Here is a 21,962-nt window from a genome sequence, read left to right as displayed (position 1 = left end):
AATATATTTAATCCAAATTAATAGGAACTGCATTTTTTATAGAAAAAATGAATCTTGTCTATTTTTTTAGATTATTTCATCAGATAATTTTTTCAATTAAATAAATTTTTATTATAGTAATACTAAAGTATTTTTTATATAATAATTTAAATTATATTTGAATAATTATCTAATGAATTATAATATATACAAAAAGATATATAAAGTTATCTTAACTTATATTAAATTATATATGAATTTTCATATATTACATTAATGTTCGCAAAAAATCTAAAATTAATTTTTGAAAACCGATTAAAATTACTTCAATTCAAAAACAAAAAAATTTGCATCAAAAAAAACTATTTTTGGTGAACACATGTATGTAAAAAAATGATGGAGGCAATAATAAAAATGAAAATCAAAAAATACATGTTAATAATATTTATTTTATTGACACTGGTGAATATAACTTGTATCGCTGCTATGGATAACGATACTTTTACAACAAATGTTAGTCAGAATATTTCCAATATTAATACAGATGAACAAATAAATATCCTAACACAAAAAACAGAAAATATCAATGAAATACACCAAACAACAGAAAATGATCAATTATCATTCTCTATGCATCCGCCAGACGATAATTATTATAATAATAAAAAGGGTGAAATTTATCATACACAATTAATATTAACAATCGAAAATTTCACAACATTCAGTACTGCAAATACTACAATGAATGTCCATCTAGATTGGGACTTATACATGTCAAAAGATTATTATGATACATGTCAGATACGAATATATGAAAACAACACAAAAATCCATGCATTTAACGTATCCGACCAAAATAATGCTGAATATGAACACAATGCCCATCAAACACTAGATGTAACATTTCCATATACAATCAAAGATAGAACTGAATTGAAAGCCGTGATTTTACAAATTGAATCAAATACATTAAGTTTTGAAGAAATAAAAAAAATTAACTTAACTAATTTAAACAACAATAATATTATAGTCAATAATACTTATTTTTCAAATGAAAACTGGACAAATCAAATCAAATACTTAAAAAAAGCAATAAATGATGCGCCAACAAATAGTATAATTTACTTAAACAATATGGAAATACTGAATGATGAGGATATAACGATCACTATCGATAAGAATATCACAATAATCGCAAACAACACCATAATAAATGGATTGGATCATGGAACAATATTTACAATAAACTCCCAAGCAACACTAACCTTAATAAACCTAACATTCACCAACATCTCCACTAATTACATAATGCAGAATAATGGTAACTTAAAAATTGTGAACAATAATTTCAACAACAATATTGGAAGATTAATAAGTAATAATGGTAATTTAACTATAGAAGACAGTATTATTGAAAATACAACAAAATACTATGCATTATTCCTTAACAATATCAAAACAACATCCGAAAACGGATTAATATACAATAAAAAAACACTAAACATTAAAAATACTACTTTTAATAATATTAATTTGAATCCATTAACAAACAATAATAAAAAATTAGATTGGAATGCAATAATCGTTAACTATGGTAAAGCCATTGTAACTGACTCAAAATTTACAAACATCAATTATAGAACAATATACAATAATGCAATACTTGAAATAAAAAACACAATAATGGAAAACATAACCTCAACAGACATTTTTTCTCATACAATACAATACACCCGGCAATTAAATAATACTGGAAAATATTTTTCATATATACGGGCAACCTCATCTCTTGAAGGAGGAGCAATATACAACATCAAACACTCCACAATAACAAACACCACATTTCAAAAAATCACAGGAAAAAGTGGTGCAATATACAATAAAAAAACACTAAACATAACAAACACCACATTCCAATCAATAAACAATGGAGCAATATACAACAACGAAGATTTAACAATATCAAACTCCACCTTCCAAACAATAAGCGGAGAAGCAATATATACTAAAAATGCAAATATAACCAATAGTAGATTTCAAACAATCAGTGGAAAAGCATTATACAATATAGGAACACTAAACATAAACAATATATTAATAAACAAATCCACAGGAATACATAATGATGGAATATTAACCATAAATAATACGATAATAAATAAATGTGGAGGCATATATAATAATAACCAATTAAATGTCAATAATACACTATTTAATAGATGTAGTGGGGTTGGTGCAGCAGTATACAATAATAATATTGCAAATATTGAAAACTGTGAAATTATAGAAAACCATGGAGATGCTGATACCAAGTGGAGATATGTAGAGCAGCCTAATGGTCAAGTATTTTCATATATTGTTGAAGTATATTCCGGTGTAATTTATAATTATAAAAATGCTAAAATAAACATTACAAAATCAATTATTAAGAACAATGATATTTCAGAAGAAAGCAATGGTAACTGGGATACATATTATGGAATCATTAAAAATGATGGGGAAATGAAAATAACTGGCTGTATTCTTGATGGTAATAAACCAAGAGAGTGGATTGCTTTTTGGGGTGGTGATGGTTCAATAAACATTTACAATACTGGAAAGTTAACATATAAATACAATTACCTGCTAAATACACAATATTATACCGGAAATATTCATAAACCAAGCAGTTTTTTATTTAATACTGGGAATGGTGCATGTGATGTCAATTATAATTTTTATTGTTTAAAACCATCCAGTATTTTTGCAAATGCAAATTATAATTATTATTTTGTTCCTTATTTTGGTGAGTATATTCCGATTAAGCTTAATGAAACCAGAAATATCACTTTGTCATTAGGTCTGACCAATGGTGCTGATTATATGACCTTCAATGATTGGGACAAATTATTAACTCCAGGATTAAACGCAACCATTACAACAATTGATGAAAACGGTGAATACAAAAACATAACAACACTTCTAAAAGACAAATACACATTTAATTTCAACTACACCCATGTTAAAGGCGAATACATAATATACAGCAATATCTTGAATTTTAAGAGTAGTGCTTTGGTTGATGTGGGAAAAGAATTTGCAGAAATGGAAGTAAACTACAATAACATAACCTATAAAGAGGGCAACATAACATTCCATATTAAAATTAAGGGAAATCTCACCACACAACCAACCGGAAACATAACTTTAAGATACAACAATGAAAAAATCATATTGAACCTAACAGATTCCGAATGCAGCTTCACCATTCCTGAAATATTAAAACCTGACAATTATACTATGAGGATTGATTATGATGGCGATGATGAATATTTTAAAATACTAAATCAGTATTTTATTTTTGCTGTGTATAAAATACCTACCAATATTACTGTAGTTGCTCCCGAAGTTAAATATGGTCAAACCGGTCTGATAACAATCACCATCACACCAGGTGAGGCGAAATTAAAAGGTAAACTATACATTAACGGAATATACACTAAAAATGCTGATACACAGGGCCATAGGATTTTGAGGATTAATAGGAATCCTGGTGTGTATAATATTAGTGTGGTTTTTGAAAGTGATGAGTATTATATGGGTGGTGTTGCAAACACTACTTTTATTGTAAGCAAATGGAAAACCAATTTAACCTTAACCGGCAAGGATATTAATGCTGGTGAGGATGCAATTGTCAATATTACAATTGATCCTGGTGATGTTCGAGGTGATGCGATATTGATTATTAATGGTGTGAACCAAACAATATTTATAAACAATACAGTAACACCTATTACTATTAGTAATCTTCAGAACGGAACATATCATGTTAGTGTTTATTATCCGGGTGATAAAAAATATGCTCCATCTAATGCCAGCACTACTTTTACTGTTTCAATGAAAACAACAAAACTTACAGTAAATATCACTAATAATGATGATTTAACCGGCAATATCCATGTTAATACTGATTATAATGATTGTACTGGTGAAGTGGGAGTGTATATTAATAATGATAATGTTTTGATTATGAATTTGACTAACGGGTCTTGTAATTTCCCTGTTAAATTCAAAAGAGGCAACAATTACATCTACATACATTATATTGGTGATAAATATTATTCCTATGCCTCTTGGAACACTACAAGATTTATTGAGGGAAAAGCAATTATCAACACAAACTACAACCATACAATCGATGAGCAGGAACTAGGTTATTACATTATAAAAATATTTGATAGTGACAATAACCCTTATGAATATACAAATTTCACTGCCTTATTCCAGAATAAAGAAATACATTTAACTACTGATGAGAATGGTGTTGCAAAACTGCCTATACAATGCAGAGCCGGAACCTACAACATAACAGTCAAATACAAAAATACAGTTAAAAAGAGTACTGTTGTGGTGAATGCAACCAGAATGGATATTGATATTAAGGACATTCTTGCAGGTGAAAATGAAACAATCACAATCAGATTACCTTACAATGCAACTGGAAACATTACATTTAAAGTAGATAATACTGTAATTAGTAAAAGATTGAGTAATGGTCTTGCGATTGTCAATATTTCTGCTTTGACTTTAGGAGAACATAAATTAACAGTATTCTATAGTGGCGACAATAATTATACTGATCAGAAAATAGAAAAAATATTCAGCATCAAACATTCCCTATCCCAAATCATTGCATCATCATCCGGTGTCACATATGGTGAGGATGTTATTGTCACTTCAAAGGTTACATCAGGCGCAAGCGGTAGTGTGACATTTGTCCTTAACCATGAAACAATAACTGTGAATTTAACTGATAGTCAGGCAAATGCTGCATTTACTAATGTTCCTGCAGGAAATTATGTTATAACTACCAGGTATAATGGTGATAAGACATATAAAGGGTCTGTTTGCGATGTTAAAATCAATGTTAAAAAAGCAGTACCCAATATAATGGTTAATACAAGTCCTTTACTGTTAAATGAAAATATCAGGATTGATGCTTTGCTAAACAATGATGCCATGGGTAATGTCACCTTCCATATTCAGGGTCAGTATTCACCAAGAAACAGAACAGTGAATAATGGTGTCAGTTCATGGCTAATCAGTCCATTAAGTAAAGGTTCATATAATCTGATTGTAACATACTGTGGTGACAGAAATTATGAATCCATAACAACTTCCAAAATACTTGTATTGAATCAGAATGAGACTGTCTTGAATGTTAATATTGGTGATGTAAATGCAGATGATGATTTAATGGTATATGCAACACTAAACAGTGACAATAAGTATAAAATAACAGGCAACATTACTCTTGAGATTAACGATAAATACTATAAGGTTGTTGTTAGTGATGGTGTGGGATTAAGAAATCTTGGTGAGTTTAAAGCCGGCAGATACACTTATACTGCAACATATACAGGTTCAGATTTGTTTTCAATGTCCACCATTAAAGGTTCCTTTAATGTAAGATGCAATAGCTATAAGATAACAGGAAATAAAAATATTGTTCAGTATTATGGCACATACAAGTCTTATAAAGTGCGCTTATTAAACAATAATGTCCCTGTTAAAAAAGCAATTATTACCGTTAAAATAAATAAGAAAAACATTAAAGTTAAAACTGACAATAAAGGTTATGCAACATTAAAACTTAAATTAAAGGCCGGTAAGTATAGCATTACTGCTTCTTACAAAAAAGTCACTGTTAAAAATAAGGTAACAGTGAAACCTATCCTGATAACAAAGAACATGGTGGTTAAGAAGGGTAAAACAGTAACCTATACTGCCAAACTGCTAAACAAATATGGTAAAAAGGTTAAAAATAAAAAGGTTATCTTTAAGGTTAAAGGTAAGAAATATATTGTTAAAACTAATAAGAAGGGGATTGCCAAAATTAAAATTAAAAAGCTGAAAGTTGGAAAATATAAAATACAGAGCATCTATGGGAAAGTTAAAAACACCAACACCATAAAAATCAAATAGACAACACACCACCATTTTACAAAACCATCACCAACACACAACCATAATAAAATAATCAAAATTTAACTAATGATTAAATTCCAAAATACTGCAAATCGATTACCTCAACAAAACAAAATCATTCCCTAATTTTAGTATTAAGAAAAACGAAGGATATTAAAAAAAAACTATTTCTCTTAAAAAAAAAAAAAAAAAAAAAAAAAAATGGCAATTTGATTATGAATAATTAGTCAATTATGGATTTTAAAAAAAAAACAGAATGCCTTCAAAATAAAATGGAAATATTAATGATTTAGAATGTATGATGGAAAGATTATGTTTAAATTCCTTGAAAAAGAGATAGTGAAAAGTTATTTATCTAAAAAAGCACATCATACTCTGATAACGGATTTTATAAATCCGAAATCTCATATATACTTTTTGCATTATAGTTTTCTTAATCATGAATTAGATGATATTAAATTTACTTAAACGTTTAATTAAAATAATTACAGCTTAAGGAATATTAATAAAATAAGATTAGATTAACTAATGAATAGTTAATCTAAATTTTTTGTTTCTTTTCGTTTGTATCCAACAATAAGTAGAAGTTCACATATTATAGCCAATCCTATGAATCTTATCATATCATAAGGACCATTTTCTACAATATTTTTAGTTATTTCATATGCTTTTAGACTTTCCTGTGCTGCACCACTACTTCCAGCTGCACCGGCTGAAGATGCTGATTTAGAAATAGTTCCACTAGCGGTTACTCCATTAACACTGGGACTTTCACTAGATGTTGAGTTTTCAGTTGATACAAGATTGTTATAAGAGTTACTTGCATCTCCTTGATTATTAAATGAATTAACTGTTTTAACATTAGCTCTCTGATTAAATTTACGGGATAAACTTTTACCATCATCTCCACTTAAGTCAGGAAGACCAATATACCCCTTATCACCATCTGCAACATCAGGATTTGTGAATCCTCCAACATTACCATTACCTCCGGTGTTTATTGTTCCTCCAGAATTGCTTCCAGGAATTAATGGGTTTCCTCCGGGGAATCCTGGTTTTAATGGAGAAATTCCACTTCCATTAATAATATTGGAATGGTTTCCAGTATTAGTTGGTGGTTCATAGTTGAATTCATCCCCTTCATCAATTTCATCGCCCTGTTGTTCAATTTCATATTCAAATATTGTGATAACACGATTTCCTGAAAAATCATTATTTTTGATTTCATCAGTGTCTTTACCTATTGCATCCCCACGTTTGAATGGATCATAATTGGTATCTGCATATTTATATGTACGAACTAATGTATTATTAGTTACTGTTGTATTGTCTGCATCTAACATATGAGATAAGTAGTATCCGTCGCTTATTACAGTATTATTAACTACTTTATAAGAGTGTGTCCCTTTTGTTTCTTGTGAATATGATATTCCATATAAGTTATCCTCTTTGGTGGTTTTGCGAATATTATGAATTTCTATAATATTATTCATTATAATATCATTATCGTCTTGTGCTTCAATTCCCGCTACCAGTGCCCAACTATGATTTCCTGCAAGTCCAGTAACATTTATATGATTGTTCAGGATAGTAATATAATTTTCACCATTGAAGTTTTGTGAGTATATACCAATATTTGGACCATTACATTTTGAAAATATTTCATTATATTTAATGATTATTCCACTTGCAGGCCCTGTTAATTGTATTGGATAAGCAGTTCCTGCAGCAAAAGTTCCTCCACTTGTTTCAACATGAATATTATTCCCTTCAACAAGTAGATTATCAGCTCGATAAATATCTAAACCATACAAGTAATTTGGTTGATTTTTATATGATTTGAAATCAGTTAACGTCAATTGATTACCGATGAATTCACAGTCTTTTGAATCACAAATGAATATTGCATCCAATGTTGGAAAGCTGCATTCAGGTCTTTCATTAACATCACAATTAATAATGTTACCTTTAAATGTTGAATTATTGCAGTTGCTTATCCCCATTGCCAGTGCAAATTCTGAATATAAATATGCTGTTGTTAAATCGAATGCTATTGTTCTTAATGGCAGTCTGGCATTAACAGTATTGTTTTCAAATATGCAATTTGGGGAGTATTCCAGACAAACAGCATAATCCCTACCTTCAGATGGGTTGTTTCCTTCAAAGTTAATAGTGTTGTTAATAATTTTTAAATTACTATTTAAACTACGTTTTGTTCCTTCAGAATAAATTCCATATGCGGTAGTATCTTGTGGAGGAATATAATTAATATTTGTATTATAAATATTCACATTATTTGCTCTCCATATTAAAATTGCTGAGTTTTCATTGTCTTCAAATTTTTCAGTTATATTTAAAATGATGTTGTTTAATGTTACGCCATTTGCTTCAATACTGAAAACCGTATTTTTTAATGTGTGATTATTCCCATTAATTGTAACATTATTTGATTTTATTGTTAATATGCCCAAATCATCAATATCTTCAGATATGCATAATGTAGCATATGCGTAAATGGATTTTAATCGCCCCCTTATAAAATAATCATCAATATTATCCGAAGTAATATTTACCACCAGATCAGGTTTATCAACTTCACCTAATATTTGATTATCCTCAGCAACAGCAGCTGATGATACAATACACGTTCCGTTTGAATTATCACTTATCAGCTCTGTTGCATTTGCATCATGAGCTGAAACAACGGTCAGTGAAAGGAACGTTACCAATATTAATAATAATACTTTCGTTGAATTGCTTAATTTTCTCACCTCTTTTAAAATTTTAATATATTTAAGTTATTTTAATAAATATTAAAATACAATTTATATTTTTATTTAAAGTATGATATATATTTTAGTAAAAAACAATTTATTTTAACTATTTTTCATATGTAAGATAACTGAAAATTATTTTTTTAACTGATTTTACTCTTTAAAAGAAATTTGTTTATTTCATTTTAGTTATTTTCATTCCACATTATCTATTTTGTATTCTACTCACATCACACTTTGAAATTGTCTTTTAAAACTAATTTTTCAGATTAATCATGCCTTTTGTTTGTTTTAAGAATTTTCATGATGATATTCCAACCATCAGAATTAGTTTTATTCAAAATAGGTTAATGTCTTTTAAACATCCATTATCAAGGCTAAATTGCAAATCAATTGATTGTTCACTAATACTTTAACATGAACTGATTTTTATTTGTTTTATAAAGGGATAATTTAGTAATGATATGCCGGGTTGTTAAAAAAAAGTATGTTGCAAGTATTATTCAATTGTTCGTCTACTGTGATTTATCCTTTGTAATTAGACCCATATTTCTTATTCTTTATAAATCTGAAACATGGAGCATCTGATACTATTTACACCTTATGAACTCTTTTGAGTTTTTTTCAAGTATGGCAAACTTATTTGGAATTTTTTAGAATTTTCCATCTACTTGCTTTTAGAATATTAATTTATATCATCTTAAATGAGTTTATTATCTTTTTCATAGACTTATTAAAAATTAGCAATCCAATCCACAAATACCAAAAAGTTTTATTTTAAAGAATAGATGAAAATTATTGAAGTATGAAAAACATGTTTCCATACATCCAGAATATTTAAATTTCCTCATTTTCACTTCTACTAAAATCAATGCCATTGCTTTCGCAATACTCTTCAATGCGTGAAATAACATTTAAAATATCTTCTTCACAATATTCATTTTTGAAATAATATAGAATTGGTTGAGCATTGGTATAAACAGTGATAATTAAATACTGATTATTCCGGATATGAACATCAAGAGTATTATACATTTGAATATCCCTTATAATATCGCTTTCAGCTTTTCCAACCGAAGTTTCATTACCAATAGATTTAATTTCACTATTTTGATATTTATTTTGTAATTTAATTATATTATCTTCATCAGTTGAAATCTCGCTTGGAGGTTTCATTTCAGACAGTTTATCTCTGAATAGCTTTGCATTATGTAGTTTTTCTTGAATTTCAGTTAATTCATTTTCAAGTTCTTTTTGATCCTCAATTAATGAATTAATAAAAGCTTCACTGCCATTATTGTATTCTTCATACATTTCAAGCACATCTCTTGGAGATAAAATAGACTGGCTTTTGAAAAATTCTTTTGTGTGCTGTTTTACACGAATACTTAGAGGTTTTAAGTTTTCTTTTCTTGATTTATGATCAAACATCTCCTCTGCTAAATCATTACCTTTTTTGTGTAAAGCTTGCATTCTTGAGGTAAATATTTTTTCAAATTCTTCACGTGTCATATCTTCCGGGAAATTGAATTCAAATTCACCTGGAGTATATGATCCTCCAAATCTTTCGTTTCCGAATGCAAATTTTCTAGTTCTTTTTTGGTTTGTCACAATATCACATCCATCTTGTATTACAAAATATATTTTTGTATACAATACAATATTGTAATGACATGATATATAAATGTATTCATTTTTATAAAATGTATACATCAAGAAATCTGGAAAAAATTACCTCAATTCAATTTTCCATTACAGACTTCATCAATTATATCAATTAAAATTAAAATCCATTATTTACTTAAATTGGCACCAATTTCAAAAGCTTTTTCCAAATCTTTTGGAAATTGTAAAATCCACTGTTTTTCTTTAGCTTCTTGTGAAAAACCAGCCATATTAAATTTAGAATAATCACTTACCTGAATTGTATCACAAACAGGATAAGCAACAATTTCTCCGTTTAAAAATGAGAATAAAAACTCAGTACTGGATAAACTTTCTTTCATAGCTTGTTCATAAAAATCCAAAGGGGCATTCATAGTGTAAAAAATACCCACATTTACATTGCCTGTAAAATAGCTTGATCCATCATCATAAGACATTATACAGAATATTAATCTTTCAACCAATGCCCTGAATTCACTTGTAGGTTGGCCAAAGTAAATCGGAGAACCAATAAGCAGTGCATCAGCATCTAAAATCTTTTCAATGACTTCTGTTAAATCATCTCTCCAGTAACATTTTCCTTTAGTTTTTTCTTTGAGTTTGCAAGCAAGACAACTTCGACAACCTGTAAATACTAAATCATATAAATTAAAATATTCAGTTTCAGCTCCAACAGATTCTGCTCCTTTTTGAGCGGATTGCATTATCTCAGCAGTGTTCCATTTTTTTCTTGGACTTGCATTAACAATGATTGTTTTCATAAAATACACCCAAATAACAATATGTCCAAATTCCCTTAAATATTTTCAACTCACCAACTTCAACATTTGGATATAATCTTCATTAATATTTTGAGTAATAGTCTTTGCAGTATACAAGGAGTTTCCAGTTGCAGAAAAATAAAATATCATGATTGCCATCCATAAAACAAGTTTATAAAAAATTAATAAAAATAAGAAAAGAAGCTAATATTTAGCTTCAATGACAGTCTTTCCATTCATGTAAGGGACTAACACTTCAGGAATTTTAACACTGCCATCAGCCTGCTGATAGTTTTCTAGAATACAGCACATAGTTCTTTCAGTAGCAATAGCTGTACTGTTTAATGTATGTAAAACCTGAGCATCTCCAGAACCTGCTCTTCCATAACGTGTTTTTGTTTTACGTGCTTGGTAGTCTTTACAGTTTGTACAGGACACTAATTCCCTAAATGCTTTAGAACCCGGAAACCATGCCTCCAAATCATACTTAATAGCGGCATTATCATTTAAAGCAGATGATACGATAGCTATTACTTGATATGGAATGCCTAATTTTTGATATATTCCTTCGGTTACTTCCATTAAATGATCATGCTGATTTCTTGAATCTTCAGGAGTGGAGTAAATGAATTGTTCAATTTTTTCAAACTGGTGAACTCTAAATATTCCTAAAGTATCTTTTCCATGAGATCCCGCTTCTTTTCTAAAGCAAGTTGAAAGGGCGCAGTACCTTAATGGCAAATCTTCAGGTGATATTATTTCATTTCTGTGAAGAGCTGCCAAGGTTTGCTCAGCAGTTGCAATTAAGTACATGTCTTCATTTTCTACCTTGTATAATGTTTCTTCAAATTCACCAAGCTCTGATGTCTCTGCTGCAACCTCACCTTTTACAAAGAATGGGGTTTGCATTGGAATATACCCTTCAGCTTCAAGTTCTGATAATGCAAATTGAATTAATGCCAAATTCAAATGTAAAATATCTCTTTTTAAATAGTAAAAACGAGCCCCGGCAATATCTGCTGCAGTTTCAAGATCTGCACCATCGATTTTTTTAATTAAGTCTACATGATTTAATAATTCGAAATCATGTTCCGGAATCTCACCGTAAGTTCTAACTACAACATTATCATCTTCAGTATCAGAAATAGGAACATCTTCATCAAGTAGGTTTCCAACTTTATATCTATAATCATCCCTAAGTTTAAGATATTCCACATTTTTAGCACTTAGTTCTTTAATATCACTAGCTACCTGTTTGGATTTGGCTATTACTTCTTCAAAATTGCCTTCTTCTTTTGCTTTTTTAAATGATTTGGATAATTTATTTTTCTCAGATCTAAGGGAATTAAGTTTTCTTTCACCTTCTCTCCATAAATTATCATATTCAATTACTTTTTCGACATTTATTGTGTCTCTAAATCTCTTTTTTTCAGAGTCAATAATTATTTCTGGATTTTCTCTGAATAATTTTATATCTAACAATTTTTGTCCCCTAATTCTTTAATCATAATATAATATGGTTTTTTTGTTTTTTAAATTTAATGCTTAAATAAGGAAAATTTTAACTAAAAATTGTTAATAATTGAAAAATAAGTAAAAAAGAGGATAAAAAATCCTCAAAAATTTAGAAAAATTTATAATAATTTTTCTTTAAAAACTGTTTTGAGTTCAGTTTTAGTTTTATCAGTATAGTTTTCTGAATCTACACTAAAAATTGCCATTTCATAAATAATTTTATTTAACGATTGGCCTTTTTCTGTTAGGTAATATCTAACATTCTTTTTATCGTATTTATCTACAATACGTTGAATTAAACCATTATCTTCCATATCTTTAAGGCAACTGCTTAAAACTCTGTTGGATAATTTAGGTTTGTTTTCTTTAAATTCATGGAAACGGGTTTTACCAAAGAACAAATCATTTATAATTTGTACAACCCATTTTTTCCTAATTAATTGAATTACATTATCTATTGGGAAATTCATTAATTGAGCATTTGCATTCATAATAAAACCTCCAATAAAATTATTATTAATATAATTGATTCTTTTTCACATATAAATTTAACGATATGGTGAGTAAAAGGTTACCAAAAGCTTTTAAATATTATCCACTTATGTTTTAATTGAAAGTGCAAAATTTGTATCTTTCAGAGATGGCGAATCAATCAAGAAATTAAAATAAAATGAACATGAAACACCATTTTTTCCTCCATTATAACACACAATAGAGAAAAGAAATAGTCATGGGATTTTAAAAATAATTTTTTGAAATAGCATTAAGCTAAAATCAACCTCAAAAAAAATTTTCCTTACATAAATTATTAAAAACACCATCTCTATTTTTTATTTTTTATCATAATAATTTTTCTTCCCATTCTTTAACTTTAAAACCAACTAAAACAAAATTATCAGTTACAACTATCGGCCTTTTAACAAGCATCCCATCAGTAGCTAAAAGATTTAATTGTTCCTCTTCTGACATTTCAGGAAGTTTATCTTTTAATTTTAATTCACGGTATTTCATACCACTTGTGTTGAAAAATCTTTTAAGTGGCAAATCAGATATTTTCCACCATTCACGTAATTCAGAAGCAGTGGGATTATCTTCTACGATGTGTTTTGATTCATATTCTATATTGTGTTCATCTAACCAGTTTTTAGCTTTCCTGCAAGTTGAGCATTTTGGATATTGTACGAATAACATGATTATTATCTCCTTTTTCTGTGAATTTTAATATTATTATGTTAATTCTCTTAAAAATAATTAAGTATATCATATGGTTTTTCAATTACATTCAGTACATATTCATTTCCATAATCATTTTGATTCCCATAACCCCATTTAACAATTATACAGTCAACTTCTGCATTTTGAGTTGTTTTAATATCAGTTGAAGAATCCCCAATGTATAACGCTTCTTTTTTTGATACATTTAATTGATTCAATATTTTATTAATTCCAAAAGGACTTGGTTTTGATGGATAAACAGGATTATGACCTTCAATAGCTTGAAAATCAATGTCTGAATAATATTTATCAACAAAAGTTCTAATTGAATCATTATTTCTATTTGAATTAATTGTAAGCAATATTCCTTTTTCTTGTAATTTTAATAAAACATCATGCATTCCATCAAAAGGAAGAGAATTCTCCTTATTTGATTTGCCATAAATAGTATTATATGTATTTTTAACGAGTTCCATATTTTGAGGAGTATTGTTATCTTTTAAACATGATGAAACAAGCTCATCTATGTTTCCACCTAAAATTTCAACATATTCATCATAAGTTAATGTAGGAAAATCATTAGTTGATAATGCTTTATTAAAGCAGATTATTACATCAGTTATTGAATTAAATATGGTGCCGTCAAAATCAAAAATTGCAAGTTTTTTCATGAATTAATTTATGTTGTTTCATTAATTAAAACAATGTATTAAATAAAACATTTATTAATATTAAATACTGATGAAAAAATTAATAGCACCCCTAAAAAACAAAATCGGACAAATCTTTGCAATATTCCTGTTTTTAGTGGTTCAAGTTTATTGTGACTTGACATTACCACAATACACATCAGATATTGTGGATATAGGTATTCAAAATGCAAATTTCCAGTTTATTATTGATACTGGTATGATGATGCTTTTAATGGTTGCAATATCTGCTCTTGCAACTGTCGGAGTTTCATATTTTTCAAGCAGAGTTTCCTCAGGTTATGCTAAAGATTTAAGAAAAATAGTTTACAGCAAAGTTTTAAAATTCTCAAATCATGAACTAAACAAGATTTCAAGATCTTCTCTGATTACAAGATCAACCAATGACATTAACCAGCTCCAAAGTGTGCTTGCAATGATTTTTACAACAATATTATTTGCACCTCTCCTTGGAGTTGGAAGTATCATAAAAGCATTTGAGCTTGGAACAAATTTATCTTGGATCATTTTTGTAACTTTTATTGGTGTTGTAATTCTTTTAGTTATTGTTATTGTAAGAGTGCTTCCTTACTTTAAGGTAATTCAGGAAATTATGGATAAGATCAATAGAACATCAAGGGAAATTTTAATAGGAATACCTGTTATTAAAGCATTTGTAAGACAGGATTACGAAGAAGAGAAATTCAGGAAAATCAATGAAGAATTCTATGATGTCAACATATATGTTTTTAGAAATATGCTTATAATGCTTCCATTAATGACTCTTCTTATGAATTTGATGATTGTTCTGATCCTATATTTCGGAGCCTATGATGCAATGAGAGGTTCTATCCTAACCGGAGATATTATAGCATTCATTCAGTATTCAACCCAAGTTGTAACATCATTTCTAATGATTGGTGCATTTTTCATTATTCTTCCAAGGTTACTTGTTTCTGGAAGGCGTGTGAATGAAGTATTAACTACTGATTTAACAATAACTGATGGTGAACTTACAGACATTTCAGAAAATCCTACAATTGAATTTAAGAATGTTTCATACAAATACCCGAATAGTGAAAAAGAAACTATTAAAGACATTAGTTTTTCCTTAAAGCCCAGTAAAACCACTGCAATTATTGGTGGAACAGGTAGTGGAAAATCAACAATACTTAATTTAATTCCCCGTCTTCAAGATCCGAGTTCTGGTGAAATCTTAATCGATGGTAAAAATATTAAACTCTTTAAATTAAAAGGTTTAAGAGATAAAATCAGTTTTACTCCTCAAAAGGCTATTTTATTTCAAGGGGATATTAAATCAAATATGTTGACTGGAAAAAATGATGCAACAGATGAAGAAATTGAAAATGCACTTAAGATGGCCCAAGTTGATTTTGTATCCAATCTCAAAGAGGAAGTAAGCCAGGGAGGGTCCAATTATTCTGGAGGCCAAAAGCAACGTCTATCAATTGCAAGGGCGATTATTGGAAAACATGACTTTTACTTGTTTGATGATTGCTTTTCAGCACTTGATATGAATACGGAGAGATTAATAAAAAACAATTTAAAGAATTTAAAAGATTCATCCATTTTAATTGTATCTCAAAGGATTTCAACCATCATTGATGCTGATGAAATTCTTGTAATTGATAATGGGGAGATTATTGATAGGGGAACACATTCTGAATTAGTTGGAAGTTGTGAGATATATACCGAAATCGTTAATACCCAAATTGACAGTATGGAGGCATTATCATGAGTCCAAGACCAATTAAAAGAAGACCTCCTGAAAAAGCTGTTGATAATAAAAAAGCTATTATGAATATATTAAGTATTTTAAAATGCCACAAATTCAAATTAGCATTAACAATAGTTTGTGCTGTGATCTCAACTGCATTTACAATAATAGCCCCTCTGATTATTGGTAAAGCCACAACAACAATTTTTAATGGAATCAATAGCATTTCAAAACACACAGGCACAATGGATTTTAACACATTATTTAATCTTTTAACTATTGTTGTGATATTGTACATCATTAGTTCATTGTTTTCATACTTACAGAGCTTCTTTTTAGTTGAAGTATCTACAAAAATAAGTTATGAATTAAGAGAAAGATTAATGGATAAAATTTTAAGTCTGCCAATGGAAAGTGTTGATGAAAATAAAAGAGGCGATATCCTATCAAGAATTACTAATGATGTCGATTCTCTCCAGCACGGAATTACACAGTCATTTTTACAATTAACTACAGCAGTAATTACCCTTATTGGCGTATTTGTCATGATGTTAACTATTAACATCTGGATGACTCTTGCAACAGTCATCCTCATCCCAATTGCATTTTTAGTAATTAGATCTATTACTAAATTCTCTCAAAGTTATTTCTTAAAACAATTAGTCTTTAAAGGTTCCCTTAATGGTCAGATTGAAGAGACATTTACTGGCCATGATATCATTCGTATATTCAACCAAGAAGAAATCTCAATGAATAAATTTGAAAGTGACAATGAAAATTGGTTTGATCAGGAATGGAAATCCCAATTTTATTCCAGCTTAAATGGACCTTTAATGAACTTTATTTCAAACTTTACATATGTTATAATAGCTGTTTTAGGCGCCATATTTGTTCTTCAAAAAGCAATAGCTGTTGGAGATATTCTTGCATTTTTTCAGTACACACAAAGTTTCACAAGACCAATTCAGCAGATTACAAGAGTTATGAATCAAATACAAACTGCAATGGCAGCAAGCGAACGTATATTTGAGTTTTTAGATTATGATGATGAGGAAAATCCATCAGACAAACAGTTAACTGAAATAAAAGAAGGAATTGCATTTGAAAATGTGAGTTTTAGCTACACACCTAACGAGAAAATAATCAAAAATATGACATTTGACATTAAAAAAGGTCAGAAAATAGCTATTGTTGGAGAAACTGGAGCTGGAAAAACAACTATTGTTAAATTACTTATGAGATTTTATGAAATTGACTCAGGTTCAATAAAAATAGACGGTGTTGACATCGAAGAATATGACAAACATTCACTTAGATCACACATAGGAATGGTTTTACAAGATTCCTGGCTATTTTCAGATACAATTGAAAGCAATATACGTTATGGAAACTTAGATGTCAGTGATCATGAAATTATTAAAGCTTCAAAACAGGTTTATGTTGATAACTTTGTAAGAAAGCTCTCAGATGGTTATAAAACCATTTTAAATGAAGATTCAGATAATATTTCACATGGTCAAAAACAGTTAATCACAATAGCCAGAACAATTCTTTCGTCAAAAGAAGTATTAATTTTAGATGAAGCAACTTCAAGTGTTGATACAAGAACAGAAAAATTAATTCAAAAAGCAATGGATAAATTAATGGAGAATAAAACCAGTTTTATTATTGCCCACAGATTATCAACAATTAAAAATGCTGATAAAATTATTGTAATTGAAAATGGCAGGATAATCGAAAAGGGCAGTCACGAAGAACTTCTTAGATTAAAAGGATATTACTATAATACTTTAAATACCCAATCTGAAGACAGCCCAATATAAAAAAAATAAAAAAATAAGGTTTTAAATCCTTATTGCAATACAAATCCACCATTAGGGGAAATAACTTGCCCAGTTAAATATCCTGCGGTTAAAATGTATTCTAAAGCCCCTGCTATTTCTTCTACTTCACCGATGTGTCCAAGAGGAATTGTTGCAGCAAGTGCATTTAATTCGTCTTGATTTACTCCCCTAAGCATATCAGTCATAATCATACCCGGAGCAATAGAATTTACCCTTACTTTTCTTGGTGCAAATTCTAATGCTAATGCTCGACATAAACCGATTACACCAGTTTTAGCAGCACAGTAATCTGCTTGGTTAATTACACCAGTCAAACCTCCTACAGATGCAGTGCATACAATTGCAGTATCACGGTCAACCATGTAAGGAAGACATAAATGACACATGTGCATCATACTAACGAGGTTTGTGTTGATTACAGCCCCATATTTTTCTGGTTCCAAGTCAATGAAGTTAGAATTGTTAGTAATTCCTGCATTGTTTACTAATGCATCGATTTCATCACCGAATGCATCAACAGCAGCTTCAACCAATTTTTTACAATCCTCAAATTTACTTACATCTGCTTGAACAGCAATAGCATCCACACCATATTCTGATTTAATTTCTTCAATTAAATCTTCTGTTAACTGCTTAGATGAGTCACTTCTGTAGTTGATTGCTACATTATATCCAAGTTCACCAAGTTTTAATGCCATTGCTTTACCAATTCCTCTAGATCCGCCAGTAATTATCGCATTTTTTGCCATTATACTCACCTCAATTATTAGTAATTATGAATATATAATCAAATGTTTATATATTTATTGAAATTAATCTATAATATACATTTAAATAAAAATTTAATAAATAATATTCAATTATATGAATTTAAATTTAATAAATATTCAGTGTATAATTTAAAATAACCTAATCTAAACAAATAACATTTAATATTCCAACATTCAACAAAAATCAATTAAAATTCGACAATAATATCAAAAAGATTTTATAATTACCAGATGAATAAAAATTTAAAAATTATTCCCTATGACTAAATTAAATTCTAACTTTAAAAACAGACGGAATAAAATAATAACAGAACATATCAATAAAAACGATAGTTTCTACAAAAACATGCATATAAATTATCAAATATTAAAAATAAAAAAAGAAAAAATCAGGGCTGAAAATCAAACCCTACCATCTTACTTTAATTGAACTTTTTGCACCAATTGAATATTTAGAATTACCAGAATATACAATAACTTTATGGCTACCAACTTTCAAGTATTTAGTTTTTAAATAGGCGGTACCGTATTTATTGGTTTTAATCTTGTAGATTTTGTACTTTTTACCTGTGAAGACTTTTAGTTTAACTGCAATATTTTTAACCGCTTTTTTAGTTGCTTTGTTTTTAACATTTACTTTAAAATACTTAGATTTTTTAAATTTTACAGTTATTTTAGGTGCTTTAACGATTGTTTTAGCTTTATATACTTTAATATAAGAAATAGTTTTTTTAACAACATAATTTTTATTATTTGTTGTAATTTCCACCTTATGAGTTCCAATAGATAATTTAGAAGCTTTTTTAAAGCTAGCAACACCATTTGAACCAGTTGTTACATAATAATTTGCATACCTTTTACCAGTGAAAACTTTTAATTTAAGTTTTAAACCTTTAACTGATTTTTTATGATTATCTAAAACTTTAATATTAAAATATTTACCTGAATCATAAGTAGTGGATAATTTTGTTGGTTTTACACTAGTTTTGATTGGAGCATCTTTAGTGGTTACAATAAATTGCTGTAAAGCTAAAATTGTAGAACCAGTAGCAACAAAACGAATATCGTTTGAATCTTTTACAATATCAGTTATATCTGTAGCAAATAAGTCTGTAGTTTTACTAGTTCCATTCCAAACATTTTCAAATACATTATTATTTATAATTATATTTCCCTCATTAGTTTGAGCACCAGAAGCAAATACATATAATTTTGCATCAAGAATATCTTTAGAATTAATATTAATATTTGAATTTGCTTGAACTACTCTTCCAGCATTGTTACTTGTGTTTGAAAGTAGATCCGCACCATTAATAATGTAAATATTTTTAATTACTTCACTACCGGTTGTGTTGTACATGTAAATTAAAGTACTTGGATATATAGTTGGTGTTGGGTTAATTTTATTTAAGACAAATGTGTTATTACCATTTTTAATTGAATTTGTTACATCATAAACCACTACCCCATATCCATATTTGCCATAATTTCCTAAGTTACTTTGATCCCTATGGAATCCAGCTGGACAGATAGTCTGATTATTGAATGTTACATTAAACATGGTTTCATTTTCAACATATTTCTTTCCATTAAACCAGTTGTATGGAACATAAATAAATCCTTTTACAATAGTGGAATCTTTACCTAAGTTAACATTGAAAATTTCAATTGTACCAGTAGAACCAGATTTATATGAACTTTCATTTTTAATATCAATTACAATATCACCAGTAAATGAAATATTTTCAAATGATGCAAATCCGCTTGATGGATAAGACAAATCTTTTCCAAGATTACCGTTGTATAAAACAGGCACAGTTTTATTTGCACTTGAAACAACAACATCATTAAATCTGACATTTACCATATAATTTACTTTAACATTATCTGCCCCATTAACAGTTGAATCATCAACTTCACGAACAGTAGGATCAGTTAAGAATAAAATTGTTTGATTTTCACCATCTAACTCAATTTCCGTACTATTTACAACATTACCATCAGCTAATAATTCGATTGAATATTTCTCTTTCTTATCGGAGATAACATTAATTGAAATTGTATTATTAGTACCTGCATAGCAAGTATCAGCATACTCAGTTGCTAGGGAAACATTCGCTTTAATAGGATTAACTTTTAAAACAGACAAAACATTTTTAAGAGATGCATAAGAACCAGACCCCACATTCATGGATAATAATTCAGTATTTTGACCTTTTTTCATTTTATCAGAAATATCCCATGAATTATACTGATAATAATTACCAGAATCATGGACAATAGGATCTCCTATTATTTCACCATTAACTTTAAAACTTCCATCACCACTTGAAAGAGCAACATTGATTAAATTAGCACCATTAATGTTTGATAATTTTTCTGTATTGAATATTGTTGTAACATTAGTTTTTGTCCATTTTTGGGTTGCATCTACCCAATAATTAATTACATCACTGTCCCCATCATCATATGCTAAAATTAAAGCAATTAATTTAATTTTACCATCAAACGATTTATTTTCCATTTTGAAAGTATCCACTTTAATTGTAATTGACGAACCATTAAGCCCTTTTATAGAATTAGTAATATCATAATGCATCTGATAATCAGAATAACATTTATTGATATGATCATTCACAGCATAAATAGTTCCATCACTACTTCCTTCTTCAATCCATAACGATTCATTAGCTATTTGATTTTCACCATTTGCAGTTTTTAAACTTACATTAGCATTTGCTCCGTAAGTATTCTTAGCACTGCCCCCATAAACATTTACATAAACATCTGCACTCCTAATATCCTTAGCTTCTGAAGGAATATCATATGTTAAACTGCCGCTAGTGGTCCATGGATTAACCGTAACTACATTAACATCCCCTGAAACTTCACCAGCATATTTTGTTTGTAAATCATCAGCAGAAACAGAACTAATTGATAAAACTATCATGAAAATCAATACAAATAAAAAAATAAATGATTTATTTCCCATAATATCCCACAATTAAGTTTTTAAGGCGTTGATTTGAAGTTTGTGGAAAATAT

The 21,962-nt window shown here is 28.8% G+C and carries 12 protein-coding genes; 3 read left to right on the top strand and 9 right to left on the bottom strand.

From position 1 onward, the window contains the following. The first annotated feature begins 465 nt into the window (after positions 1–465). Positions 466–5,943, top strand: coding sequence for an Ig-like domain-containing protein (locus EDC42_RS07740; protein ID WP_158005584.1), 5,478 nt, complete (start codon positions 466–468; stop codon positions 5,941–5,943). Positions 5,944–6,482: 539 nt separating this feature from the next. On the opposite strand, the gene EDC42_RS07735 is transcribed toward EDC42_RS07740, so the two are convergent. From EDC42_RS07735 to EDC42_RS07705, 7 genes are all read right to left on the bottom strand, one after another. After that, positions 6,483–8,717 carry a right-handed parallel beta-helix repeat-containing protein gene (locus tag EDC42_RS07735; RefSeq protein ID WP_170151654.1) on the bottom strand — a complete coding sequence of 745 codons (2,235 nt, stop codon included), beginning with the start codon at positions 8,715–8,717 and terminating at the stop codon, positions 6,483–6,485. An 840-nt stretch (positions 8,718–9,557) separates the two neighbouring features. Continuing rightward, positions 9,558–10,331 (bottom strand): hypothetical protein, encoded by a 774-nt coding sequence (locus EDC42_RS07730; protein WP_123833443.1) that lies wholly within the window; start codon positions 10,329–10,331, stop codon positions 9,558–9,560. 182 nt (positions 10,332–10,513) lie between these two features. Further along, entirely contained in the window at positions 10,514–11,146 is a 633-nt protein-coding gene (locus tag EDC42_RS07725) for a flavodoxin family protein (RefSeq protein WP_069572874.1), read from the bottom strand. A gap of 204 nt (positions 11,147–11,350) precedes the next feature. Further along, the gene (gene serS / locus EDC42_RS07720; protein WP_069572872.1) at positions 11,351–12,628 is read right to left on the bottom strand and encodes a serine--tRNA ligase; all 1,278 of its coding nucleotides are present in this window, start codon (positions 12,626–12,628) and stop codon (positions 11,351–11,353) included. A 152-nt stretch (positions 12,629–12,780) separates the two neighbouring features. Further along, a complete protein-coding gene (locus EDC42_RS07715) occupies positions 12,781–13,152 on the bottom strand; it encodes a winged helix-turn-helix transcriptional regulator (RefSeq protein ID WP_091698817.1) in 372 nt (123 codons plus the stop codon). Positions 13,153–13,501: 349 nt separating this feature from the next. Continuing rightward, a complete protein-coding gene (locus tag EDC42_RS07710; protein ID WP_069572637.1) occupies positions 13,502–13,852 on the bottom strand; it encodes an arsenate reductase family protein in 351 nt (116 codons plus the stop codon). A gap of 50 nt (positions 13,853–13,902) precedes the next feature. After that, positions 13,903–14,547: an HAD family hydrolase gene (locus EDC42_RS07705; RefSeq protein WP_069572641.1), complete on the bottom strand. Its 645-nt coding sequence runs from the start codon at positions 14,545–14,547 to the stop codon at positions 13,903–13,905. A gap of 70 nt (positions 14,548–14,617) precedes the next feature. Between EDC42_RS07705 and EDC42_RS07700 the strand changes: the two genes are divergently transcribed. Together EDC42_RS07700 and EDC42_RS07695 are read left to right on the top strand one after the other, a co-directional pair. Further along, complete coding sequence (locus EDC42_RS07700; RefSeq protein WP_069572643.1) at positions 14,618–16,324, top strand: ABC transporter ATP-binding protein; 1,707 nt, start codon at positions 14,618–14,620, stop codon at positions 16,322–16,324. Next, complete coding sequence (locus EDC42_RS07695; RefSeq protein WP_069572648.1) at positions 16,321–18,126, top strand: ABC transporter ATP-binding protein; 1,806 nt, start codon at positions 16,321–16,323, stop codon at positions 18,124–18,126. The genes EDC42_RS07700 and EDC42_RS07695 overlap by 4 nt, the downstream gene beginning before the upstream one ends. Before the next feature lie 29 nt (positions 18,127–18,155). On the opposite strand, the gene EDC42_RS07690 is transcribed toward EDC42_RS07695, so the two are convergent. Together EDC42_RS07690 and EDC42_RS07685 are read right to left on the bottom strand one after the other, a co-directional pair. Then, positions 18,156–18,896 (bottom strand): SDR family NAD(P)-dependent oxidoreductase, encoded by a 741-nt coding sequence (locus tag EDC42_RS07690; protein WP_069572653.1) that lies wholly within the window; start codon positions 18,894–18,896, stop codon positions 18,156–18,158. A gap of 430 nt (positions 18,897–19,326) precedes the next feature. After that, positions 19,327–21,867, bottom strand: a complete 2,541-nt coding sequence (locus EDC42_RS07685) for a DUF3344 domain-containing protein (protein WP_158005569.1) — start codon at positions 21,865–21,867, stop codon at positions 19,327–19,329. Positions 21,868–21,962: the final 95 nt, after the last annotated feature.

It is taken from the genome of Methanobrevibacter gottschalkii DSM 11977 (assembly GCF_003814835.1).
Classification (GTDB): Archaea; Methanobacteriota; Methanobacteria; order Methanobacteriales; family Methanobacteriaceae; genus Methanocatella; species Methanocatella gottschalkii.
This window is presented reverse-complemented; position numbering and strand designations above follow the sequence as displayed.